12 protein-coding genes are annotated in these 25,616 nt (G+C 68.8%); 6 read left to right on the top strand and 6 right to left on the bottom strand.

The genetic code is table 11. The features are described 5' to 3' along the window. Positions 1–68: 68 nt before the first annotated feature. From SK571_RS35660 to SK571_RS35640, 5 genes are all read left to right on the top strand, one after another. The gene (locus SK571_RS35660; protein WP_319988507.1) at positions 69–758 is read left to right on the top strand and encodes a response regulator transcription factor; all 690 of its coding nucleotides are present in this window, start codon (positions 69–71) and stop codon (positions 756–758) included. A 23-nt stretch (positions 759–781) separates the two neighbouring features. Continuing rightward, positions 782–1,753 (top strand): HAMP domain-containing sensor histidine kinase, encoded by a 972-nt coding sequence (locus tag SK571_RS35655; RefSeq protein ID WP_319988583.1) that lies wholly within the window; start codon positions 782–784, stop codon positions 1,751–1,753. An 81-nt stretch (positions 1,754–1,834) separates the two neighbouring features. Further along, positions 1,835–3,826 carry a DUF4153 domain-containing protein gene (locus SK571_RS35650; protein ID WP_319988506.1) on the top strand — a complete coding sequence of 664 codons (1,992 nt, stop codon included), beginning with the start codon at positions 1,835–1,837 and terminating at the stop codon, positions 3,824–3,826. Positions 3,827–3,926: 100 nt separating this feature from the next. After that, positions 3,927–7,664 carry a Pls/PosA family non-ribosomal peptide synthetase gene (locus SK571_RS35645; RefSeq protein WP_319988505.1) on the top strand — a complete coding sequence of 1,246 codons (3,738 nt, stop codon included), beginning with the start codon at positions 3,927–3,929 and terminating at the stop codon, positions 7,662–7,664. Continuing rightward, positions 7,661–8,857, top strand: a complete 1,197-nt coding sequence (locus SK571_RS35640; RefSeq protein ID WP_319988504.1) for a M1 family metallopeptidase — start codon at positions 7,661–7,663, stop codon at positions 8,855–8,857. Before SK571_RS35645 ends, SK571_RS35640 begins: the two co-directional genes overlap by 4 nt. Here SK571_RS35640 and SK571_RS35635 read toward each other — a convergent pair. The 6 genes from SK571_RS35635 to SK571_RS35610 all read right to left on the bottom strand — a co-directional run bounded on the left by SK571_RS35635 (position 8,835) and on the right by SK571_RS35610 (position 19,787). Further along, complete coding sequence (locus tag SK571_RS35635; protein WP_319988503.1) at positions 8,835–9,479, bottom strand: NUDIX hydrolase; 645 nt, start codon at positions 9,477–9,479, stop codon at positions 8,835–8,837. The genes SK571_RS35640 and SK571_RS35635 overlap by 23 nt on opposite strands. Then, on the bottom strand, positions 9,430–10,650 hold the full coding sequence (locus SK571_RS35630; protein ID WP_319988502.1) for an adenylosuccinate synthetase: 1,221 nt from the start codon (positions 10,648–10,650) through the stop codon (positions 9,430–9,432). The genes SK571_RS35635 and SK571_RS35630 overlap by 50 nt, the downstream gene beginning before the upstream one ends. Beyond that, positions 10,650–11,630 (bottom strand): hypothetical protein, encoded by a 981-nt coding sequence (locus tag SK571_RS35625; protein WP_319988501.1) that lies wholly within the window; start codon positions 11,628–11,630, stop codon positions 10,650–10,652. Before SK571_RS35625 ends, SK571_RS35630 begins: the two co-directional genes overlap by 1 nt. A gap of 2 nt (positions 11,631–11,632) precedes the next feature. After that, positions 11,633–12,637 carry a protein kinase family protein gene (locus SK571_RS35620; protein WP_319988500.1) on the bottom strand — a complete coding sequence of 335 codons (1,005 nt, stop codon included), beginning with the start codon at positions 12,635–12,637 and terminating at the stop codon, positions 11,633–11,635. 140 nt (positions 12,638–12,777) lie between these two features. Continuing rightward, complete coding sequence (locus SK571_RS35615) at positions 12,778–13,227, bottom strand: DUF4279 domain-containing protein (protein WP_319988499.1); 450 nt, start codon at positions 13,225–13,227, stop codon at positions 12,778–12,780. Then, positions 13,224–19,787 (bottom strand): RHS repeat-associated core domain-containing protein, encoded by a 6,564-nt coding sequence (locus SK571_RS35610; protein WP_319988498.1) that lies wholly within the window; start codon positions 19,785–19,787, stop codon positions 13,224–13,226. Before SK571_RS35610 ends, SK571_RS35615 begins: the two co-directional genes overlap by 4 nt. Before the next feature lie 348 nt (positions 19,788–20,135). Here SK571_RS35610 and SK571_RS35605 point away from each other — a divergent pair, with 348 nt between their 5' ends. After that, positions 20,136–25,514 carry a LamG-like jellyroll fold domain-containing protein gene (locus SK571_RS35605; protein WP_319988497.1) on the top strand — a complete coding sequence of 1,793 codons (5,379 nt, stop codon included), beginning with the start codon at positions 20,136–20,138 and terminating at the stop codon, positions 25,512–25,514. The last annotated feature ends 102 nt before the right edge of the window (positions 25,515–25,616 follow it).

Genomic DNA, 25,616 nt, shown 5'->3' with positions numbered 1-25,616 from the left:
GCGGGTCTGCACACGATCTTCACAACTTGTCCCGGCGTCCTCCACGACATACCCATAAAGTCGCCGTCATGACAGGTCAGCGCAGGGTGCTCGTCGTGGAGGACGACATCACGATCGCCGAGTCCGTGGCCGCGCGGCTGCGGGCCGAGGGGTTCGTCGTGTCGGTGGCCCACGACGGGCCCTCCGGGGTCGCCCAGGCGGCCGCGTTCCTCCCTGACCTGGTCGTTCTCGACGTGATGCTGCCGGGGTTCGACGGGCTCGAGGTGTGCCGGCGGATCCAGGCGTCGCGTTCGGTGCCGGTGCTGATGCTGACCGCGCGGGGGGACGAGACCGATCTGCTGGTCGGGCTCGCCGTGGGGGCGGACGACTACCTGACGAAGCCGTTCTCGATGCGTGAGCTGGCGGCGCGTGTGCACGTGCTGCTGCGCCGGGTGTCGCGGGCGGTGTCGACGAAGTCGATGGAGCTGGGCGACCTGGTGATCGACCTGGCGTCGCGGCGGGTGTCGCGGTCCGGGGTCGAGGCTCACCTGACGCCGACCGAGTACGACCTGCTGGTGTTCCTGGCCGAGCGGCCGTCCGCCGTGCAGGCCAGGGAGCGGCTGCTGGCGGAGGCGTGCGGGTGGCACGAGGGAGCGTCGTCGCGGACGGTCGACAGCCACGTGAAGGCGCTGCGGCGCAAGCTCGGGGCCGACCTGATCCGGACCGTGCACGGAGTGGGGTACGCGCTGGAGGTCCCCGCCAAGAAGGTGTCTTCGTGAGGCGGTTGCTGGATCTGCTCGACATGCTGCCGCGACCGCTCGACTCGGTGCGGTCGATCAAGCTGAAGCTCGGCATCGTGATCGTGGTGTCCGGGTGCGTTTCGTTCGCCTACTTCCGTTACGTGACCGGGTGGTTGCCGCCTCGCACGACGCTCATCGCCCTCGTGCTGGGGCTGCTGACCTCGCAGTTGCTGGCGCACGGCATGACCTCGCCGTTGCGGGAGATGACCTCTGCAGCCCGGTCGATGGCGTCCGGGGACTACTCGCGGTCGGTCCGGGCCACCTCGTCCGACGAGGTCGGGCAGCTGGCCGAGGCGTTCACGGTGATGGCGGCCGATCTCGCCGCCGCGGACCAGCAGCGGCGGGAGTTGATCGCGAACGTCTCGCACGAGCTGCGGACCCCGATCTCGGCGTTGCAGGCCGTGCTGGAGAACGTGGTCGACGGGGTGGCGGTGGCCGACGCGGCGACCATGCGGACCGCCCTGGCGCAGACCGAGCGGCTCGGCCGGCTGGTCACGGAGCTGCTGGACCTGTCGAAGATCGATGCCGGCGTGCTGTCGCTGAACCGGGAGACGTTGTCCGTCTCGTCCCTGGTCGCCGACGTGGTGGCGGAGGCCGCCGTAGCTGCGCCGTCAGCCTCGTTCTCGATCGACGTCGCCGGGGACCTGACCGTTCTCGCCGACGGGGAGCGGTTGCACCAGGTGCTCGTGAACCTGGTGGACAACGCTGCCCGGCACGGACCCACCGGGGGGTTGGTGTCCGTGGCCGGGTACTCGACGGCTTCGTGCGTGGCGCTGGAGGTTCGGGACGAGGGGCCGGGGATCGCGCCGGCCGACCGGTCGCGGATCTTCGAGAGGTTCACCCGAGGGGAGAGGGCGGGCGGTGGCGGGACCGGGCTCGGGCTCGCCATCGCCCGGTGGGTGGTGGACCTGCACGGCGGGACGATCGCCGTGGTGGATCCCGGGTCCTGCATCCGGGTGACTTTGCCCCGCTGACTTTTTGACTGACCTGTTCTGTCCGCACCGCGATTGCCGGTGTGGCGGTGAAGCGCGCCCGTTTCGGGCTTATGGAGAGACATGACTGACTCGACGCCTTCGGCTGACTCGTCTGAGACGCCTGGGGAGAAGGCCGCCGCCCGGCGGAGGTACCGGCAGTTCCGGAAGGTCGGCTACCGGCCGGTGTCCGGAGATGGGGAGCCGGCGGGCGCTGGGGGCTCGCCGGAACCCGCAGAGGGTGAGGACGTCGGCGAACGCGCTGGTGGAGACGTTGGCAAACGCGCCGGTGAGGGCGTCGACGAACGCGCCGGTGAGGCCGCTCGCGAACGCGCTGGCGGAGATGTCGACAAAGGCGTCGGTAGGGCCGCTGGCGAGGCCGGGGCAGGCTCGCGCAGGGGTACCCCCGAGCCGGGAACCCCTGCGACTCAACCTACTCAGGAGGTCCGACAAGATCAGCCGGCGAAGGCGAAGCCCGCCGCGGTCGCGGAGGAGCCCAAGCCCGCCGAAACGACGAAGCCCGCGGGAACGCCGCAGCCCGCTCAGCCGGCCGCTGTCGTCACCGCCACCCTGCCCCCGCCGTCCCCGTGGCAGGGCCCTCCCCGCTACCCGGCCGCGGCGTCCGCCATGGCGGCCCCGGGGGTGCCGTTCATGCCCTGGTGGCGGCCACCCACGACCGGTGCGCCCGGCAAAGCCCTGGTGGCGGGCCTGGTCGCGGGTCTGGGCGGAGCGTTCCTCGCCGTGCCGAACAACGGCATCGGCTGGTTCCTGGCGGGTCTCGTGGGCGTCGGCGGGGTGCTGTTCTACGCGGGCAAGCCGACCGTCGAGCGGGCGTTGTGGCTGGCGGGTGCGCTGGCGTTCCTCGCGATGGGCTTCCTGCGGGCCGCGGAGTGGATTTTCCCGCTGTCGCTGATGGCGTCGATGTTGTGCGGTTCGATCGCCATGGCCGGTGGCAAGACCGTGCGGGGGCTCGTGTTCGGCGCTTTGGGTGTCGGACTGGGTGGGCTTCGGTCCATTCCGTGGGTTGCCAAGGGGTTCCGCAGGCGGGGGCCGATCGGGATCCGGCCGTTCATCTCCGTCGGTGTGGCGTTGGTGTTGCTGGTGATCTTCGGATCGCTGCTGGCCGGGGCGGACAAGGGGTTCAGCGACTTCCTCGAAGGCCTGGTGCCGGACCTCGAGCTCGACACGTACGTGCAGAAGACGTTCTTCGGGGTCGTTGCGGCGCTTGGTGCTTTGGGGGCCTGCTATCTGGTGGCGGCGCCGCCGGAGATCGACGAGGACACCGAGGTGAAGCCGGGGTTGTTGCGGCTCAAGGACTACGGGCTGCCCGTCGGTGTGCTCGTGTTGCTGTTCACCGGGTTCGTGGGGACGCAGCTCGCGGTTCTGTTCGGTGGCGAGGCCTACGTGATGAAGACGGCGGGCGTGACGTTCGCCGAGTACGCGCGCACCGGGTTCTGGCAGCTGCTGTGGGTTGCCGTTCTCACGCTGGGCGTAATTGCCGGTGTCGCGCGGTTCGCCGTGAAGAAGACGAAGCAGGAACAGTTGTGGCTGCGGGTGTTGCTCGGTTCGCTGGCTGTTCTCACACTCGTCATCGTGGCGAGTGCCTTGAGCCGCATGTGGTTCTACCAGCAGGCGTACGGGTGGACGGTGCTGCGGCTGCTCGTCGCGTCGTGCGAGGTGTGGCTGGCGGTCGTGTACCTGATGGTGATCGCGAGCGGGATCTCGTTGCGCGCCAACTGGTTGCCCAAGGCGATCGTGGCCACCGGTGCCGCGTTCTTCCTCGCGGTGGTGGCGATGAACCCCGAACGGGTGGTCGCCGACTACAACGTGTCGCGGTTCGAGGCGACGAAGAAGATCGACACGTACTACCTGTCGCAGTTGTCGGAGGACGCGGTGCCCGCGTTGGTCAGGTTGCCGGCACATGAACGCTCGTGTGCCTTGCGGTGGATGAAGAATCGCACCGTCGAGCAGGACTGGCGGGAGTGGAACCTCGCGCGCCACAACGCGAAAGCGTCACTCGAAAGTGTTGCGGTGACTGAGGTCACCTGTGAGGGTAGGTACTCAGGAGAGAGGTAGTCCGTTACGTGGCTGTAAAGTTGTACAGCTACCGGTTGCCGAGAGGGTGAGAAGTGACGCTGACGTGACGATCGCGGCTGAACCCGTTGTCCTTCGATCGATGTTCACCGCAGGCGAGGCGCCCACACCGCGCACCCTCCTGGACATCCTGCGCGCGAGTGCCGACGAGCACCCGGACGCGCTGGCCGTCGACGACGGCACCACCGCGCTGACGTACCGCGCACTGATCACGGAAGTACTGGAACTCTCCGAAAAGCTCGCCGCCGAGGGCGTCGGGGTCGGCGACCGGGTCGGCATTCGCGTGCCGTCCGGCACGGTCGACCTCTACGTCTCGATCCTGGCGACCCTCGCGGCCGGCGCGGCCTACGTGCCCGTCGACTTCGAGGACCCGGACGAGCGGGCCGAGCTGGTTTTCGGTGAGGCGCAAGTGGGTGCCGTGCTCGGCGAGGGCCGTTCCCTCGTGCGGCACGGCACCACGCTCGGCGTGCCCGGCGAACCCGGTCTGGACAACGACGCGTGGATCATCTTCACGTCCGGTTCGACCGGTAAGCCCAAGGGCGTCGCGGTGACGCACCGCAACGCCGCCGCATTCGTGGACGCCGAGGCGCGCCTGTTCCTGCAGGACGAGCCGATCGGGCCGGACGACCGCGTGCTCGCCGGGCTCTCCGTGGCGTTCGACGCCTCCTGCGAGGAGATGTGGCTCGCGTGGCGCTACGGCGCCTGCCTGGTGCCCGCACCGCGCTCGTTGGTGCGCACGGGCATGGACCTGGGCCCGTGGCTGGTCGAGCAGGAGATCACCGTCGTCTCCACGGTGCCGACGCTGGCCGCGCTGTGGCCCGTCGAGGCGCTGGACGACGTCCGGTTGCTGATCTTCGGTGGCGAGGCCTGCCCGCCCGAACTGGCCGAACGGCTCGCCGTCGACGGCCGCGAGGTCTGGAACACCTACGGGCCGACGGAAGCGACCGTCGTGGCCTGTGCCGCGCAGATGACCGGCACCGGTCCCGTGCGCATCGGCCTGCCGCTGGACGGCTGGGAACTCGTCGTCGTGGACGCCCAGGGCGAGGTCGTGCCGATGGGCGGGACCGGCGAACTGGTGATCGGCGGCGTCGGCCTCGCGCGCTACCTCGACGCCGAGAAGGACGCGCAGAAGTACGCGCCGCTGCCCTCGATGGGCTGGGACCGCGCGTACCGCAGCGGTGACGTGGTCCGCGCCGAGCCGGAAGGCCTCGTCTTCCTCGGCCGCGCGGACGAGCAGATCAAGCTCGGCGGCCGCCGCATCGAACTCGGCGAGGTCGACGCGGCGCTGGCGGCGCTGCCCGGTGTCGCCGGAGCCGCCGCCGCCGTGCGCACGACGCGGGGCGGCAACCAGATCCTCGTCGGCTACGTGGTGACCGACGGCGAGTTCGACCAGGACGCGGCCGTCGAACAGCTGCGCGCGGAGCTGCCCGCGGCTCTCGTCCCGCTGATCGCCGTGGTCGAGACGCTGCCGACGCGCACGTCCGGCAAGGTCGACCGCGCCGCGCTGCCGTGGCCGCTGGCGTCGATGGACACCGCCGGAGTGGTCTTCTCCGGCCTCGAAGGCTGGCTCGCGGAGCAGTGGGCCGCGGTGCTCGGCTCCGGGCCCGCTTCCGAGGGCGCGAACTTCTTCTCGTCCGGCGGTAGCTCGCTGGGCGCCGCACAGCTGGTCTCGATGGTCCGCACGCGGTACCCGAGCACGTCGGTGTCGGACATCTACCAGAACCCGACGCTGTACAAGCTGGCGCGCCGGCTGGAGTCGTACGGCGAGGCGGCCGAGGTGCACGAGGTCGCGCCGACGCCCCGCTGGACCGGCGTCGTCCAGACGCTGCTGATGATCCCGCTGCTCACGATCGCCGGTGCGCGCTGGGTCGTCGCGCTGACGGCCCTGTCGAACGTGCTGGGCTGGACGTCCGTGTCGTGGTGGTGGGTGGCCGCGGGGTTCGCGGTCTTCCTCAGCCCCGCCGGCCGCCTCGCGATCTCCGCCGGTGGCGCCCGGTTGCTGCTGCGCGGCGTGAAGCCCGGCGAGTACCCGCGCGGTGGCTCCGTCCACTTGCGACTGTGGACCGCCGAGATGCTGGCGCAGATGTCGCGCGCCACCGAGCTTTCCGGCTCGTGGGTGACGCACTACGCGCGGGCGTTGGGCGCCAAGATCGGCCCCGGTGTCGACCTGCACTCGCTGCCGCCGGTCACGGGCATGCTGAAGGTCGGGCGCGGCGCCGCCGTCGAGCCCGAGGTCGACCTGTCCGGCTGGTGGCTCGACGGCGACCGGCTGCGCATCGGCCGCATCCGGATCGGTGCGGGCGCGACCGTCGGTGCGCGCAGCACGCTGTTCCCCGGCGCCCGGATCGGCAAGAAGGCCGAGGTGGCGCCCGGTTCGGGTGTCGTCAGGTCCGTGCCGACCGGCCAGCGCTGGTCCGGTGTGCCCGCCACCCGCGAGGGCAAGGCGGCGCGGTCGTTCCCGTCGCGCCGTCCGGAGCGGTCGCGCTTCTGGAACCTCATGTACGGCGTCTCGTCCGGCCTGCTGGCCGCCCTGCCGCTGCTGGCGGCGGCTCCGGCCCTGCTCTACGTGCTGCGCCGGCCGGTCACCCTGACGTCGGCGCTGTGGGACGTTCCCGTCGCCTCGGCGATCTGGTTCGGCACCTACGCGCTGCTGATCCTGGTCTCGGTGCGGTTGCTGGGCATCGGCATGCGCGAGGGCCACTACCCCGTGCACAGCCGTGTCGCGTGGGCGGCGTGGACGACCGAGCGGTTGATGAACAACGCGCGCTCGGCCCTGTTCCCGCTGTACGCGTCGCTGTTCACGCCGGTGTGGCTGCGGCTGCTCGGCATGAAGGTCGGCCGCCACGTGGAGGCCTCGACCGTGGTCGCGCTGCCGAAGATGACGCGCGTGGGCGACGGCGCGTTCCTGGCCGACGACACGATGGTCGCGACGTACGAGCTCGGCGGTGGCTGGCTGCGCATCGCCACGGCGCGCGTGGGCAAACGGGCGTTCCTGGGCAACTCGGGCATGACCGCGCCGGGCCGCAACGTCCCGAAGGGCGGGCTCGTCGGCGTGCTGTCGGCGGCTCCGAAGCGGGCCAAGGCCGGCTCGTCGTACCTGGGCATGCCGCCGATGAAGCTGCCGCGCGCCGCCGAGGTGTCGGACCAGTCGCGCACGTTCGACCCGCCCAAGCACCTCATGTGGGCGCGGGCGCTGGTCGAGCTGTGCCGGTTCGTCCCGGTGATGCTGAACGTCGCGCTGGTCGTGCTGGTGCTGTTCGCGCTGAAGGAGTTCGGGCTCTGGTGGTCCGGCGTCGTGCTGCTGGGTGCCGGTGTGGCCGCGTGCCTGGTGGCGGTCGTCGCCAAGTGGACGCTCGTGGGCCGCTTCAAGGTGCGTGAGTACCCGCTGTGGTCGGCGTTCGTGTGGCGCAACGAGCTGGCGGACACGTTCGTCGAGGTGCTCGCGGTGCCGTGGCTCATCGGGTTCTCCGGTGGCACGCCGCTGATGAACCTGTGGCTGCGTTCGCTGGGCGCGTCGGTGGGCCGTGGCGCGTGGTGCGAGTCGTACTGGCTGCCCGAGGCCGACCTGGTCTCCCTGGGCGCAGGAGCGACGGTCAACCGGGGCTGTGTCGTGCAGACGCACCTGTTCCACGACCGGATCCTGCGGATGGACCGCGTCGAACTGGGCGCCGGTTCTACTTTGGGCCCGCACGGCATCGTGCTGCCCGGGGTGTCCGTGGGCGCCCACACCACGATCGGACCCGCCTCGCTCGTCATGCGCGGAGAGGATGTACCGTCGGGAACCCGTTGGCTGGGCAACCCGATCTCCGCGTGGACATGAGCTTCTCCGTACACCATTACGCACTAGAGCTTGATTACAAGCCGTACTCCGCGCGCCTGTCCGGGCGCGCGGTGTTGCAGGCTTCCTGCACCTCGCTGTCGTCCTTCTCGTTGTCCTTCGGTCCACTGCGGATCTCGAAGGTGCTGGTGAACGGCAAACCCGCGCGTTACGGGCACGCCGGCGGTGTTCTGAACATCCGTGCCGCCGTGCGAGGGGCCTTCTCGGTCGAGGTCCGCTACTCGGGCACGCCGCTGCCGGTCTCGACGCCCGAGTGGGGTGACCTCGGCTGGGACCAGCTCACCGACGGCTCGATCGTGGCGTCCCAGCCGATCGGGGCGCCGTCGTGGTTCCCGTGCCTGGACGAGCCGTCCTCGAAGGCCTCCTACCACCTGGAGGTGACGGCGCCGTCGCCGTACACGGTGGTGTGCAACGGGGTGCTGGTGGACGGCAAGGTGTCGGGCAGCACGACGCGGTGGACGTACTCGATGGCCGCGCCGATGGCGACCTACCTGGCGACCGTCCAGATCGGACAGTACGTCGAGGCCCTTCCGGACGTGTGGGCGCCCGCCCGGCTGCGTCGGCTGGTGGCGCACGACTTCGGCCGGCAGGACGCGATGATCGAGCTGTTCTCGTCGTTGTTCGGACCCTACCCGTTCGCGAGGTACTCGGTCGTCGTCACCGACGACGCGCTCGACGTACCCGTTGAGGCGCAAGGGTTGTCGACGTTCGGAGCCAACCACGTGGACGGCCGCCGGGGTTCGGAACGGCTGGTGGCGCACGAGCTGGCACACCAGTGGTTCGGCAACTCCGTCGGGATCGCCGCGTGGGAGCACATCTGGCTCAACGAAGGCTTCGCCTGCTACTCGGAGTGGATCTGGTCCGAGGCTTCCGGCGGCCGGTCCGCGGACGCTTGTGCTGCCGCCGCACGAGATCTGCTGCGGCGGCTGCCCCAGAACATCGTGATCGGACGGCCCGCGCGGGCCGACTGGTTCGACGACCGGGTCTACAAGCGCGGGGCGTTGACGTTGCACGCTCTGCGTCGCGAGATGGGCGACGACTCGTTCTTCGCGCTGCTGCGGGAGTGGTGCGCCCGCAACCGGCACGGCGTGGTGACGACCGAGGACTTCCTCTCGCTCGCCGGGCATCGGGAGTTGCTCACCCGCTGGCTCTTCAAGCCCGAACTGCCTCGCTAGACCACTTCCACACCAGCGGCGGGCGGCCTCCCTTGGGCAACGCGGCCGCGTGCTCGCTGGTGCGGCCGAGGCCCGGCACGCGGTCCATCGTGCGGCCCAGGTTGGCCGGGTAGGGCCGGTCGCCGGTCAGCGACTCGGTGACGTCGAGCGCCTGCGCCGTGGTGAACTCGGGCCCGAGCAGGCCGGCGGTGAACGGCACGTCCCGCCACAGCTTGTCCGCCAGCAACGGCCGGCAGTCGGCGACGATCCGGTCGTGGTCGAAGGCCAGCGCGGGCACGGCGTCGAGCCGGCTCCAGACGGCCAGGTCGCCGGTCGACCGGGTCACCGTGGCCCACAGCGCGATCGACAACGTCGGGCCGCGCGGGTCACGCGACGGCTCGTCGAACGTGGCGAGCTGGCCGGTCGCCGTCACGGACTTCTCGGCGAGCCCCAGCTTGCCGGTGACGGCCCTGGTGGTCGCGTCGCGCAGCCGTTCGCCCCTGCCCAGCAGGACGCCGGGCAGTGCCAGCTCGCCCGCGAACGGCTCCTGTGCGCGCGTTGCCACCCCCACGAGCACCGCGCGTGCGTCCGGATCAAACCGGAGCACGATCACGTCCACCGACACCAACGTCGACTCGATCATGTGGTGAATTCTCCCGCACCGCGTAGTCCGCCCTGGTCGGCCCCGTGCCGGTGACGAGGACGCCCACGCCGAGCAGGTCCTCCAGGTACGAAACGGGGTCGGGCAGGTCTTCCAGGACCTCGCCGGTGGCGACCTTCAGCCCGCCAGCGTCGAGGTGGGTCACAGCCAGTCCGTCGATGCCGCCACAGCAGTGCACGGCGTACCGCAGCAGGTTGGCGTCCAGGTGCCCGGCCCGCCACGCGCCCTGGAACTCCCCCGTGCCGTTGTGCGCCTCGGGGAACCGCTCCAGAACGGCCTGGTCCTCCGTCGGCAGCGGACCCGCGCCGTGCCGCGTCTGGTACGTCCTGGTCACGCCGAGCACGCGGGCGCGGCGCCCATTGAGCAGTGCTTTCGCGTTGCGCGGTGTGGTGGTGGACCAGGTCGTGTGCGGGTGGAACCCGTACGTCTCGTCGAGGAGAACGCCCTGTGCGCCCTCGAAGACGAGCCGTCCGGTGTCGGCGAGGCGCCCGGCCTCGTCGCCGGTCGTGATCCGGACGGCGTCCGCGAACGCGGCGTAGAGCCCGACCAGTTCGTCGACGTCCGGGCCATCACCGATCAGCGGCTCGTAGAACCTGGCCAGTGCGTCCAGCCTGCCCCGGAGCACTGCCGGGTTCAGGCAGTCGCCGACGGTCGGGGCGGGGCCCGGCTCGCCGAGCACCCGTTGCCCCTCGACCACGTCCCCCTCGCTCGCCCCGGCGAGCAGCCCGTACCAGGCGGTTTCGCCGATCCCCTTCCCGCACGACCCGTGCCGGTCGCCGCCCCTGGCCCTCTCCCTGGCCCAGTTGGCGGCGACGTGGAACGGTGTGGTGAGCAGCGCTTCGGCGTCGATCGACATCAGCGAGAGCGGGTTCGCGACGCCGAGCGCCTCCAGTTCGCGTGACTCGGTCGCCAGCGCGATCGGTTCGACGAGCACGTACCGCGACAGCCAGGTCGGCACGCCCGCGAGCGTGCCCGACCCGAACTGGCTGAAGGTGTGGTGCCTGCCGTCGGCGATCACGTTGTGCGCGGCCTGCGCTCCCCCGTTGAACCGCACGACGGTCGACACCGGTCCGTCGGCGCACAACGCGTCGACGACAGCCCCCTTGCCCTCGTCGCCGAACCCCAGCCCGACGACGACCACGTGGTCGTTCATCAGCTCAGCGCCACGTCGTCGGGACCGTCGATGCCGAGCGGCGCGGCGACGACCGGCCGTGCGGCGTTGCCGACGGCGACCAGGGCCTTGCCGACGGCCTTGCTCTCCGCGACCGACCCGATCTCCGCGAGGTCCACCAGGGCCTGGTCCAGGTCCACCACGCGCTCCTCCATGCCGATCGTCGCCGCGATGAGCTCGCACACCGCGCCGGGGTCGTCCAGCTTGAGGAAGTTCTGCCCGAGGATCGCCCGCCAGTGGTCACCGATGCTGTCGTCGTTGTAGTACGACGACTGGTTGGGCAGGATGAAGTACACGTTCCACTTGAGAGCGAGCTCGCGGTACACCGACACCGGGTCGATGTCCTGCTTCACGTCGTCACCGATGATCCGGCGGATGTGCTTGGCCTCCAGCCGCGGCTTGTTCAGCTCGTCGCCGATGATGAACAGGTACCCCTTGCGACCGCGCTTCTGCCACGCGTCGGTGACCACGTGCCGCGCGACGAAGTACGCGGCCAGCTCGTAGGACTCGCTCTTCTGTCCACCGCCGTTGCCTTCGAGGAAGATGTCCCGCAACTGCTCGTCCATGCGGTTGTCCGACTCGAACTGGCCGACCTGCAACGGCACGCGGTCGCTGTCGGCGTCCCCGATCCCGCCGAACATCAGCTGCGGGTCGGCGAGATATCCCTTGCGCTGCAACAGCCCGTGCAACTTGCCGAGCTTGCCCTGCATGATCCGCGGCACCGCCCCCATCGACCCGGTCACGTCGAACAGCACCGCGATCGGCGTCGAGTCGGCGTGGTCGGGCGAGTCGCGGCACTCGCGGTACGCGACGTTCAGCGGGTCGAGCGCCGGTGCCGCCTTCCAGCTCGACGAGGGCGCCGACTTGATCGAGGCGGTGTAGCCGAAGTCCGCGATCCCCTTGGCCGCACGGAAGGTCTTCGCCGCCGCGTACGCGTTGTCATCCCACTTGCCGTGTCCCATGGTCATTCTCCTTTTGGCAGAGCGAACGGGCGGAAAACCCTTGGTCCGTACAGTTCTTCGAGCAGGTCGTCGTACTCGCCCAGCAGATCGGCGGCGTCAGGCCGGCGCGACGGGCGTTCCTGCAGACATCCTCGGGCGAAGGCGATCTGCCGATGTTCGTCGCCTCGCAACAGATTGATCATCAGCGTGTGTGCCATGTGGACGTCCGTCGCGGCCGTGACCGGTTCTCCCGCCAGGACTTCTGGCGGATAGGCGATGGTCTTGCTGGTCGCGAGGAGCCTTTGCCCGGTCTCGACGGCGAACGACCAGCCGGCCAGCACGATCCCGTGCTGTTCCGGGTGCACCATGACGTTCTCGGCGGTCACGGCCCCGTGCACCAGACCGATCTGATGTGCGCCGGCCAGTGCCTTGAGCAGCCGGCGGTGCATCCATGCGTAGTCGCGCCCGTCCAGACCTTGCGGGAAAGCATTCTTGACGTCCGCGAGCGTCACGAAGCCGTCCAGCAGCGGGTCGAGCACCGTGAATGCCCGTGAGCCCTTGGCGACATCGCCCGAGGTGTCGAGCAGCCGCGGATAGAAGGGACGCAGCCAGGCGTTCCGGTCGGTGAAGCTCTCCAACGCCCGCAACGCGTGCCATTCGGCGTGCAGCAACGGGTTGAGTGCCGGGTTGCGCACGACCTTGACCACGTAGGGGCCGTCGGCCTCGTAGAGGTTGGCGATGCTGCCGACCGCGAACGGCTCACCGATGCGGTAGACGCCGGTCCTGGTCCTGAGTTCGACGCTCGTGCTGTGCGTCCACTCGTGGTGCAGCCGCGTCAGGTTCGCCGAGGCCGCGTGTGCCCGAGTGTTGCCTGGTCCGACCACGTCGGGGTGCAGCACCGAGGCCAGCGCGTGGTACCGGCGCCGCGCCTGCTTGCGCTTGCCGGGATCGGCGCTGCGAGGCCCGAACAGGGCCTCGGCCGACGCGGCGCGCTCGACCAGTTCCAGCGCCTCCGATGTGGTGAACATGGTTTGAGTCTTGCAGACTCAAACCATGGATTGCAAGAGGGTTATGGTCAATGTGACTCAAACTTGGAATGCAACGGGGCCGGTGAGGACCATCTGGTCCTCACCGGCCCCTGCGACAGGTCGCCGGCGATCGGCGGTCCTCAGCTACCTGGCTGAACGCCCTCTCGCGGCTCATCGCACTCGTGGAGGATGTACTGGTCGATGTCCAGGGACGACTTGGCCACGCCCAACCAAGCCATCAGGTCTGCCGACAAGAAGATCCCCTTCGCCTGGGTGTCATCCAGGTCTCGTATCTTCTGCACGATCTCCAGGGACACGACGGCATCGCTGGACTCCACCAGCAGACCGAGCTTGCGAGCGAATTCCAACCCCCATCCCAGGATCACCGGCTCCACGTGCTCGGGCCGCCCGCCGGCCTCGGTGGCTTCGGCCCGCCTGATCCAGGTGCTCTCGCGCCGCGGAGCGGCTCCCGGCCACTTGCGGCTGCCTGCCGCATGCGACTCATCAGACTCCACCCCGAGTTGCTCCGAGATCTGCTCGGGCAGCAGATCCGCGCTCTGCACGCGGAGATAGACGCGAAACGCGCTCACGGTACGTACCTCCACTCTGTCGGCACCAAAACCGTTCCATCTTTGCTGACGAGGACGATCCTGCCGTCGCCATCTCGCGTCGCGTCGAACCTCGCCACCTGCTTGCCGACGTACTCCTTCTTGAAACCGTGAGCGTCGTCTTCGATGCTCGCGAGAGCCTTCTCCAGCTCCTTCTCCTTGAGCTTTCGCAGCGAACCCCGGTCGATCTCGCTCGCGTCCGGAACCTCTCCAGGGATCCACTCACAGCGCGGAGCGTTGTGCACCAGGATCGGCGTACGACCGACCAGGACGAAGAACGTGTGAACGGCTGCGACAGACAGGTTGTACGTGCGCGACTGAGCCTCGTACGGACGACCAGCGCTGACGACGGCGCGGCCGATCCCAGGGGTGTCGAGTTCGTCTCCCGGCACCAGATCAGCGACGTGGACCCAGTCACCAGCGGTGACGCTGTAGAACCGGTGATGAGCGGTCGCCTGGATCCTCCCCGCTCCTTGTGCGGTCTGAACGGTCAGGTCGATGTAGCTCTTGTCGTCGTCCGAGACGTGGACGAACGTCACTTCGTTCTGTTCGGTGTTGTAGCTTTCCGGATCGCTGTTGGCGACCTTGTCGCCGACCGCGATCTCGTCGATCCGCTTCGTCGACCCGTCGGCCATCAAAACGAGGGTCTCGCCGGTGAAGCTGTTCGCACCGACGCAGCCCTCCGCCGTCCTGCTCTTGGTGGTGCTGGGTGAGCGTGGCCCCTTCGTGTCCATGGCCGCGTTGACCTGGGCCTCAGGCCCCTCATTCATCGCGATCAGCAACCCGACGGCCATGGAAGCGACCGCACAGGGCGCGAACCTGTTGCACACGAACTGGAAGGCGACTTCGAGGATCGCCTTGCCCACCGGGTTCGGCTCCAACAGCCCCATCGCGTCGGCCGCGCTGCAGAAGTCACCGTCCGCGGCACTCGCACGCTGACAGGTCCGCTTCGCCCAGGCCTCGACACCTTCCAGGTAGTCGTTGTTGCCGAAGGTGCCGTAGACGACCCGGCTGTTGAGCTCCTTCAATGTGGGCACGCGGCGGCCGCCGATCATCGGCTGCTTGGTCGTGTCCTCGTTGCGGCCCGTGCGGATCTGGTACGAGAGGTCGACTTCCTCCTGCGAGCGGCAGGAACCGGTCGGGTCGTACGAGCAGCCGACGCCGTGGTTGTCGCCGCTGCCCGCGTACTCGCAGCCGTCGCAGAAGAGACCGGTCGGGTCCGCAAACGTCGTGGGGTTGTTGTTCGCGTAGGTGTAGCCGGTCCAGGTCTGCGGGGCGGTGAGGTCGAGCAGCGGGTCGACCGAGATGAAGCGGCCTGTCGACGCGTCGTACTTGCGGGCGCCGATGTCGGTCAGGCCCGTCACGGACGACACCGGTTTGTCGAGGAAGCCTCGCCCGGAAGGCCAGGGACCGCCGGTGATCTCGCCCAGCACGTTGCCGTACGGGTCTGATGCGCGGCGGGTGACGTCGCGTGAGACCGAGTCGACGGTCAGCTGTCCGGTGTTGTGGAGGTCGGACACCTCGAACTTGAAGTTGCCGCCGGCGATGCGCATGCCGACCTTGGTGCCGTTGTGCGCGTAGTAGCGGGTACCGGTGACGATGCCGGACTCGTGGTTGCGGACGAGGTCCTGGCCCGGCGCGAACAGCGTCGTCTTGTCCGGGTCGCGGCGGATCAGCTGGTTGCCGTCGGCGTCGTAGATGTACGACGTGGTGCCTTCCGGCGCGGTGACGGACTTCAGCCTGCTCGAGTAGTCCCAGTCGAGGGTTTGGACGCCGGTGGGCAGGGTGCGCGTCTTGGTGTTGCCCGAGGCGTCGTAGGTGTACGAGGTGCCGTCGGAGGTGCTCGTCAGCGAGTGCGGACGGGCGGTGCCCGCGGCCGGGTAGGCGTAGGTGGTGGTCTTGTCCGGCTGACCCGCGGTCAGGCTGTGCGCGACCTGGGTCTTGCGCAGGCCGGTCGGCTCGAAGGTCCACGAGTGCCAGTACGGCGACAGGGTGCCGAGGGTCAGTTTGGACGGGGCGGTGGCGCAGGCGTCGGTCGACGTCCTCGCCTCGGTGAGGCGTTGCAGGGTGTCGTAGGCGAAGCACTGCGAGCGGACGCCGCGGTCACCCTGGTTGTTGATCTGCTTGAGCAGGTTGCCCGCGTGGTCGTAGCTGTAGGTGGTCTCGTCGATCAGGGGTGACGGCCCGCCGGAGAGCTTGGTGAGCGCTAGGCGGCGAGTGTGGGCTTCGTAGTCGAAGGACAGGTCGGTGGCCGCGTTGTTGGCGCCCAGCACGTACTTCAGCGGTTCACCGAACGGTGTGTAGGTGGACGCGGAGACGTACGCGTTGTAGCCCTCGGTCTTCTCCGGCAGTCCGTACTTGGTGTACGACGTGGCGATCGGGACTCCGGGAAGTCCGCCCTTCGCCGGCAGCGTCAGGGTTTTCGGCAGGCCGGTCGTCGTGTAGGCGGTCTTCGTCGTGTAGGTGCCGGCCAGGCCGTGTTCCGACGTCGGAACGCGCAGGATCAGGTCGGTCACGTTGCCTGCGCCGTCGTAGGCGCTGGGGCCGGAGTCGAAGTTGCCGTTCGCGGTGTACCGCGTGTTGTAGAAGGGAAGGCCGACGCCGTTGGTGGCACCGTCGTAGCGCCACTGCGCGAGCATCGCGCCGGTCTTCGAGTCGGCGCGCTCGACCGTCCTGCGGCCGAGTTCGTCGTACTCGTAGAACAACGTCTGTCCGGCGGCGTTGCGGGTCGACTCGATCTGGCCCAGCGCGTCGTAGGTGGTGCTCACCGTGCCCGCGTCGGGATCGGTCTGGCTGACGACGCGGCCACGCAGGTCGTGGTTGAACGACCACTCGTTGCCGGCCGTGTCCTTGATCTGGTCCAGCAGGCCGTTGGCGGTGTACCGGCGCGTGGTCGCCTGGAACGCGCCGCCGGAGACGACGGACCCGTTGAGCGCGGGCGCGGTCGTGTACTGGCGGGTCTCCACGACCCGGCCGCGGGCGTCGTTGACCTGTTCGTTGATCACACCGCCGGCCGGTGGGAACGTCGTGGTGCGGTCGCCCCCGTAGACGGTCCTGGTCTGCTCGATCGCCGTGAGTCCCTTGTAGGACGTGGCCTGCACGGCGCGACCGGAGCCGTCGAACTGAGTGACCGTGCGGTTGTCGACGGACGCTTCCGCGACGTCCACCAGCGTTGTGCCCGGGGCTCCCGCGACGAGGAAGTTGTTGTTGCTCGACACCGCCCAGCCGTGCGAGTCGTAGAACGTCTCGCTGATCACGCGGTTGGCCGACCCGTCGAGCGCTTCCGACTGCGTCTGACGCGATTGACCGAACGCGTCGAAGAGGCTGACCGCCGTCACGTAGTTCTTGCTGGTGCCGTTGTCGACGAGCGCCTTCGACGTCACCGCGAGCGGCCCGTCGGCGCGCAGCACGTACTCGTACTTCACCGACGGATCGCTGATGCTCCTGGCCTGTCCCGGTTTCCACAGCGCGGTCAGCCGGCCGAGCGCGTCGTAGGTCGCCTCCGTGACGCGGTTGCCCACGTCGGTGGTCTTGACGGTGGCGCTGCGCGACGGCTCGAACTCGACGGTGCTGGTCTGGTTCTTCGCGTTGACGGAGACGATCTTCGACAGTCGTCCGCCGTCAGCCGGGGTGTAGGTGGTGAGTGTGGTGCGGTTGGACGCGTCGACGGTCTTGTTGGGCCGGCCCGACGAGTCGTAGGAGATGGTGCCGCTCGGCTGGAAGGTGAGCGAGCCGTCAGGGGTGCGCACCGCCTCGGCGGTGCTGGTCGGATTGCCCACACCGGGAATCGCGCCGAGCGTGGCCGAACCGTCGAAGTAGGTGCGGACCAGCTTGGTGACCGGCGCCGGCGCGACGCCCTCTGCCGGACAGGCCTGCTGTGACTGGACGATCTCGTAGATCCGGTCGCGGATGCCGAGCGCGAGGTTCTCCGCGAACCTGCTCGTCGTGCAGAGGTCCGGGAGGCCGTCGGCGGAGTCGGTCTTCGCGACCACACGGCCGAGGGCGTCGTGGCGGTTGACCGTCGAGGCCTTCTTCTCCCCGCCCGCGGCGAGGTAGGTGACAGAAGCGGTGCCGGCGACCTCGACCACGTTGGCGGTCAACGGGTCCAGGCCCGGGCGAGCTCGGCTGGCCGTCGGCGCGCCGACCACCGTCTGGGTGGAGAAGCTCGACGACAGGCGCGTGCCGCCGTCTCCGTCGAAGACCTCTTCCTCGCGAACGGTGCCGGCGAAGAGGTTGTTGTCCAAAACGGACTGTCCACGCGAGTCGGTGATGGCGCCGCCCATGCCGCGGTAGAACGTCGACCGGGTCAGGGTCTCCTTCTCCGGGCCGTCGCCGTCACCCTTGAGGACCTCGGTCTTCTCATAGCCGCGGAACTGGCCGTAGGTGCGGTGTTCGGGCTTGACGAGCTCGTTGTCGTCGAAGTGCCACGCGGGCGTGCCCAGGTAGCGGTACGTCGTGATCTGTTGCGGGGACACCGGCCGCGGGTCGTCACCGACCTTGTTGCTGTCCTCGACGACGACCTTGCGCACGACGTATTTGTGGAACAGGTCGAGCACGGGGTCGCTGTTGAGCGGCATCGTCCAGTACACCGGGTAGCAGAGCCGGTCGTTCTGAGCGAAGTTCGTCGGGTGGCTCGACGCGGTGCAGTCCGGGTCGCTGTAGGTGACGTTGATCCGGCCACCGGTGTCGGTGTTGACCTTCGTGAGACGCCAGTGGAAGTAAGCACCGGTGGAGTTGTAGCCCTCGACGCGGTTCGCGAGCGCCTGGCTCTCGAACGTGATCGGCGGCATGGCGATCGACGTGCCGTCCGGGTGGTACCCGGTGCGCTTGATCGAGTCGAGCCGCAGTTCCTTGTCCGCCAGCTCGGGGTAGGTCTGCGCCAACTCGAACACGTCCACCGGCTTCGTCGAGCCGCCGACGGTGTACTGGGTGGTGATCTTGCTCAGCCGCTGGGTGGAGAAGAACGACGGGCCATGGTTCTCACACGTCACACCCGGCTTGCAGATCTGGTCCTGGGGCAGGTCCGGCCAGTACTTGGCCTTGGACTCGTCGAGCTGCGCGAGGTCGCAGTTGTAGCCGTCGGCCGGGACGCACCGGGCGGCCGGGGTGAACACGATCTGGTTCGGCGCGGGCGTGGTGTAGATGGAGCCGCCGACCTTGCGCAGGCCGTAGTCGATGCGGCTCAGTGTGCCGCCGCGGGTGTACTCAACGCCCGTGTTCTTGCCGTTGGCGCCGTAGAAGTTGGTTTCGGGCGTGTAGTAGTACGAGGTGACGTTGCCGTGCGGGTCCTCGACGAAATCGAGCATCCAGCGCCAGCCGCGCTTGCACCACGAGTCGGCGAAAGTGGCGCGGTAGCAGCTGTCTCCGGCCTTGGGGTAGTAGACCGGCACACCCCAGGCGGACTTGGTCTCCTCCTGGCCGTTGTAGCCATCACCCCTGTTGCGGCCGAAGTAGTAGCTCACACCGTCAGTCGTGGTGACCTTCCAGTGCTCGCCCTCGGCAAGGCCGTTGACGGCCCCCTGCACGAGTTCCACCTTGGCGCCGTGGTCACCCGAAGTGCGCCAGACACCGGTGTTGTCGTCGCGCACGAGCTGGTTGGACTGACCACCCAGGTTCATCGTGACGATCTGGCCCTGCCAGCAGTTGTCCGCGGTCTGCTGGGCCTGCGGGAGCGTCTTGTCCTCGCTGCACGGCTTGTAGGAACGCTCGATGAAACCCGGGGTGTAGTCCCAGCCTTGACCGATCCACGACGCCTGACCGTTCGTCGCGGACGTCCGTCCATCCACACTGGACGAGCTGTAGGCGAGCGAGAGCTTCGGGGCGACCTTGCCCGAGGCCGGGGCAGGGACGTCGACCGGGTAGGACCAGCTGAAGGAACCGGTGCCGGGGGAGACGGACCAGTTGCCGGACGGGCCGAGGGAGCTGGCCTTGAACGTGCCCTGCGGGCCGGACTGGTCCGCCACCGCGGCGAGCACCATCGGTTCGGCGGGGATGTCGGCGGAGACCGTGCGCTTGGCGCGGTCGTTGTGCGACGGGATTCGTTCCTGCACCCGGCACTCGGGGCGTTCCGGAGTGGTCAGCGCGCAGGCGGGCATCGTGGCCAGGCCCAGGCGTGAACCGAAGGAGCCGCCGATGGCCTTGGCGAACTCCCCGTAGGCGAGACCCACTGAGAGTGTGTCTCCGTCCTTCGCCTCGCCGGTCGGGCGGACTTCGAGGACCACACCGGAGACGCCGGCCTTGCGGCTCTGTTCCTGGTCGATCACCGCGGCCGCGACGACCTGCGGCTTTCCGGTCTTCTTCGCGACGGTGACCGGGGTCTTCGCGACCTGGCGGGGGCTGCTCGTGGCCAGCACGGTGCCGCGGGCGCCCGAAGGCCAGCGTGCGTCGCGCAGCTCGCCGTCCTCCGGCGCCGGCTGCTCTTCCCGCTGTGCCACAGGAAGATCGACGTGGTCGAGGACGCGCGTGGAAGCGGTGCCCGTCTCCTGCGTCGACGACCTGGTCATGGTGATGGCCACGGCGGTCGAGGACAGGACGGCGAGCACCGCGAGAAGTGCGATCCTGGTTCGTCTGCGTCTGCGTCTCAGGCCCGAACCGGCCGATTCAGCACGCGCGAAATCTCCGTCCAACACGTACACCCCCCAGCGCACTGGTACCCCGCACGGAGCACCGCGACGGGGACTGTAAGCCAGCGACCGGCGGTTCGGGAAGATGCATTTCAGATGTTGTTCGCCGCGTCACCCGAGTGGCCAACATCCCTCTGGCCTTTGAGGACTCGGCGGAGTTATCGTGCGCCGCGGCCGCATCTCGCGAGCCGGTCAGACCTGGGGGTTGTACAAGTGCGTCCAAGATCGATCTGTGCCAGACGGTCCAGAGCCAGGCTCGCCGTTGCCGTGCTCGCCGCGGCAGCGACGGTGTTGAGCCTCACCCAGCCCGCGACGGCGGCGCCCCGGCCCGAGCCCGCCGCTCCGCAGCCCGCCGCCGCACCGCAAAGCGAGACGAACGCGGCGACCGAGGCGACCGAGGCTCAGCGAACCGGTCAGCCGGTGGAGATCTCCGAGAAGACCACGGAGAACTCCGTCGTGCGCGCCAACCCGGACGGCACGATGACCCTCAGCGTCCACAACCAACCGGTGCGCGTGAAGCGCGACGGGAAGTGGACCGCCACGGACAACTCGTTGGTGCGGCACGCGGATGGCAAGATCGCACCCAAGGCGTCCACTTCGGACTTGACGTTCTCCGGCGGCGGCGACGGCCCGCTCGCAACGCTGAAGGACGGCGACAAGTCGGTCTCGCTCAACTGGGACAAGCGCTTGCCCACACCCGTCATCGACGGGGACTCCGCCACGTACCCCGGCGTCCTTCCCGGCGTCGACCTCAAGGTCAAGGCGAACAACCTCGGCTACTCGCACGTCCTCGTCGTGCACAACGCCGAGGCCGCGGCCAACCCCGAACTGACCCGCATCAAGTACCGCCTCTCCGGCGACGGCGTCCAGCTGTCCGAATCGGACGATCTGCTGAAGGCCAGCGACAGCAAGGGGAACGTCGCGTTCGGCGGTTCGTCGCCGATCATGTGGGACTCCTCCAAGGCCGGCAAGCCGGGCTCGGTGCAGGGCATCGACCCCTCCAACGGCAAGATCTCCAAGCTGGACGTGACCGCCAAGCCTGCCGGCGACGGCGCGACGGAGGTGGAGATCAAGCCCGCCCCCGGTGCACTGACCGGGCCGGACGTGCGGTACCCCGTCTACATCGACCCCCCGCTCTCGAAGAACCGGACGAACTGGATCACGGTCACGAGCGCGGGCTGGCAGACCTGGAACACCGGTGACTGGGCCAAGGTCGGCTACTGCGACAGGTACCGCGACAGCAGCTGCGGTGGCAGCAGCTTCAAGGCCCGGTCCTACTTCGACTTCCCCGTGAGCGAGCTCAACCACCGCTTCGGCTACGAGGCCACGATCTTCGACGCCGGCTTCTGGGTCACCCAGGCGCACACCGCGATGGGCTGCACCTCGGAACCGACCGTCGCGATGATCGGTTCCGGCATCAACTCCGGCACGAGGTGGCCGGGGCCTGCCAGCACGACCGACATCGACACGAAGTGGTCCAACGTCGGCGACCAGTGCGGCGGCGCGCGTGAGGTGGAGTTCGAGGTCGAGGGCGTCGCCAGGGACGCGGCCAGGTGGGACTACCAGTGGCTCAACCTCGGTCTGCGCGCTCCCGGCAACGAGGACACGATGGACCACTGGAAGCGGTTCGGCAACAACCCCCGCCTCGACATCAAGTTCTCGTTCCGGCCGCAGAACCCGAAGCCGTACTCGGTCAGCAACGCCGTGATCTGCAACGGTTCGATCCGCACGCCGGACTCGAAGCCCACCGTCTCGTCGACGATGGAGGACAGCAACAACCCGGCGCTCAACCTCCACCTCTTCCACGAGATCATCAACGCGGACGGGACCACCGTCGCCAAGACCGGTGTGCCACCGGAGATCTCGTCCGGTTCGGTCGGCAGCTTCACGAGCGACAACACGCTCATCGACGGCCTGTACAAGTACAAGTCGTACGGCCGGAACATCTACCCGGGCAACGCCGGGTACTACCTCTGGTCGGACGAGTCGCCGCACACCCACTTCTACGTGCGCGGCACACCCATCACCCAGGTTCCGACGATCAAGAGCGACGACTACGTCGGCGGCTACTGGTCGCGACCGCAGAACCAGCCGGGCAAGTTCACCTTCAACTCCAACGGCGGCAAGTACATCTCCGGCTTCACCTACACCTTCGCCGGTGCCGGCACCGAGGTCGCGCCGTCCACAACGGACTGCGACTACAACAGGACGTTCGCCAACGGCGGCTGGGTGGGCACGACCAACGGTTCCGCGACCATCACCGTGCCGTCCGGCCTCTCGCCGGGCCGGCACACCCTGCACGTGCGCAGCTTCGACGAAGCCCACAAGCTGTCACCGGAATCGCAGGCGTTCGAGTTCTACGTGTCACCTTCGTTCGTCACGCCGGCGCCGACGGCGAAGTACGAGTTCGAGAACACCCCTGACGTGTACTCGCCGGAGTCGCAGGGGATGGAGTTCAGCTTCGTCCCGGACGCCGCGGCTTCCGGCGGCAAGTACCTGTCGATGCAGTCGACCACCGACGGCGCGTGGGTGACCTTCGAGTTCCGAGTACCCGCCAACGGTGACTACGACATCATCGCCGGGCTGATGAACAGCACGACCGCGTGGCCGGATCAGCTCACCTTCGCCCTCGACGGCGCCCTGGTGAGCAAGCCGTTCGTCTCGAACTCCACGACGTCCAGATATGACAAGCAGAAACTCGCGGGCGTTCAGCTGACCGAAGGATGGCACCGGCTCAAGGTGACCATGAACAAGAAACCCGGCTCGACCGCGACCACCTTCAAGACCGGGTTCGACTTCCTCGAACTCTCGCCCACCGTCAAGCTCGACGCCGAGGTCATGCCGGTCGTCGCCACCGACAAGCCGCTGGACCACATGCCCGACTGCTGCGGTCCCGCCTGGAACAGCAACGCGCAGCGCCGCTTCGACAACGACGAGCTCGGTAAGTCGTTCACCCTGGAGTTCAGCACCCCGATCGAGGCCGACTACTCCGTCGGGCTCGGCATGACCGCGGCGTTCCACTACGGCAACTTCAGCGTGAAGATCGACGACAGGCCGATCGGCAGGACCGACACGACACCCGTCAACGGCTACGACCCCGCGGCCGTCGCGAAGTTCGTGCCGCTCAACGGTGTGCACCTCACCGCGGGCAAGCACAGGATCACGTTCACGGCGGTCGGGACCGATCCGGCCTCGACCCACGCCCGCTACCGGATCGGCCTCGACTACCTGACGTTCCTGCCCATCAACAACGTCACGACGGCCAGCTTCACCGACGCCATGAACAACAGGGGCATCGGCAACGACGCCGGTCCGACCGCGGCGCTGGACTACGTCAACTCCGGTCTGTCCACCGAGGCCATGACCGCTGCCGGGCTCGCCCCAGGATCGGTCCTGTCCGTCAACGGCGCCACGTTCACGATGCCCGCGCGCAACCCGGCGACCGGCAACGACAACGTCGTGGCGATCGGCCAGACCATCCCCTTCCCCGCCGCCCAGCAGGTGAAGGCGAACTCGGTGGGGTTGCTGGTGCTCAGCACGGCCGGTGAGACCGCGGCGCGCAACGCCACGATCACCTACACCGACGGCACTACCTCGGACCCGACGATGCCGAAGGTCGGCGACTGGACCGCTGCGCCCCTGCAGACGGACGAGATCGTGCTGCCGTACTGGAAGGTCCTCAGCACCGTCGACCGCACCCGCCGGCCCGTGATCCGGCCGGTGTTCCTGCCCACCGACCCGAACAAGACGCTGAAGTCGATCACCCTGCCGAACTCCGGCGCGGCACTGGCACCCGGCGTCATCTCGACCGCGCTGCACGTCCTGGCGATGGCGCCCAGGCCGGTGGACGCCGGCTGGGTCGGCACCTGGGCGGCCCCTGCCGACGGGGCGGTGGTGCCACCGGACGGTCACTGGTTCACCGACCGGACACTGCGGACGGTGCTGAAGCCGACCGTGCGTGGCGCGCAGGTGCGGGTCAAGTTCTCCAACGTGGGCAACGACTCCCCGCTCCAGATCGGCGCGGCCTCGGTGGCCGCGCAGTCGGGCACGGAGGCGGCGACCACCGCGGCGCCCACCGCGTTGAAGTTCTCCGGCAACGCCTCGGTCACCCTGAACGCGGGCGCGGAGATCTACAGCGACCCGATCGCGATGCCCGGCGGCAACGGCAACCTCGTCGTCAGCACCTACATCCCCACCGGCACCACGCTCGCGGCGGTGCACGGAGGTGCCTCCGCGCCGACCTTCCTGGCCTGGAACAACAACGTCGCCGACACGACCGGCACGCCGTTCACGACGACGCTGACCGGGAGCTACTTCGTCTCCGCGGTGGACGTGTCCACCGCGGACGCCGGCGCCGGCACCGTGGTGGTGCTGGGTGACTCGCTGTCGGCGACCGCACCTCCCGGCACGGCCCAGCGCGACACCTGGGTCGACCACCTCCCCGGCAAGCTGGGCTCGGTCGGGCAGGTGCTGCCCGGCGGCCTGGTCAACGCCAGCCGCGCGGGTGTGCCGGACGTCGGCAGGTGGAAGCTGAACGACGGCAGCGGCACCGTGGCACGCGACTCCGCCGGGACCGCTCCCGCCACGGCTACCGGCAACGTCACGTTCTCACCGGACCACAACGGCAGCGTGCTGCTCAGCGGCAGTGGCGCGGCGCTGGCCACCAGCGGCAAGGTCGTCGACACCACGAGGAACTTCAGCGTGTCCGCCTGGGTCAAGACCCGGTCGCTGACCACCGCGCAGACCGCGGTGAGCCAGGAAGGCGCCAACGCCGACGGGTTCGCCCTGCACTACTCGCCGACGACGCGACGCTGGATCTTCACGTTGCGCGGCTCGGACAGCACGACGAGCCCGTGGGTGCGGGACATGCCCTCGTGGGACGAGGCGACAACGGACTGGACGCACCTCACGGGCACCTTCGACGCCGAGACGCGCACGGCCAAGCTGTACGTCAACGGCAAGCTGCAGGGCGCGATCTACGACGTGATCCCCTTCGCCGCCAACGGGAAGTTCGTGATCGGCCGCTCGCTGTCCGGCGCGTCCAACCACGTGAACTGGTTCAACGGCAACGTTTCCGACGTGCGGGCGCACCAGCGGGTGCTGACGGTCAACGACGCTCTCCTGAGCTACCAGCAGCCCGACTTCGCGCCGTTCCCCAACACCGGTGTGCTGCTCGGACCCGACTACAAGACCGAGATCGAGCGGTCCGTGCTCAGCTCGGCCAACGCCCGAACGGCACTGGTCGCACTGGGCAGCGCGGAACTCCTCCGCGGCGTGCCCGCCGACCAGGTCCGGGCCTCGCTCACGGACCTGATCAACAGCCGCACCGGCCTGAAGAAGCAACTCAGGCAGGACGGCACGGCGCTGCACGTGGTGCTCACGACGATCCCGCCGCTCGGCCTCGCGGCCGGCGACCCACGAGAAGTGCAGCGGCAACAGCTCAACGCGGACATGCTGACGAACTACCGGAACTACGACGCGGACCACATCGTCGACTTCGACGCGGCGGTGCGCGACTCCGGGGACGCGAGCAAGGTGGCGGCGCAGTACCTCACGAACGGGATGCCCAACGACGCCTACCACGGACGACTGGCCGAGTACCTGGCTGAGGCGGTGAACGACTTCCCTCCGAGGGCAGAACTCTGACCTGGTAAGAGGAACGGGCGGGCAGCTGCGGCTGTCCGCCCGTTTTCGTGAGATGGTTCATGGTGTTCCCCTCCCCAGACGCCGGGTATCCGCTCTTGATAC

The organism is Lentzea kristufekii (genome assembly GCF_033949925.1).
Classification (GTDB): domain Bacteria; phylum Actinomycetota; class Actinomycetes; order Mycobacteriales; family Pseudonocardiaceae; genus Lentzea; species Lentzea kristufekii.
Note: the sequence above shows the minus strand (reverse complement) of the source record. Positions and strands in the feature narration are given on the sequence as shown.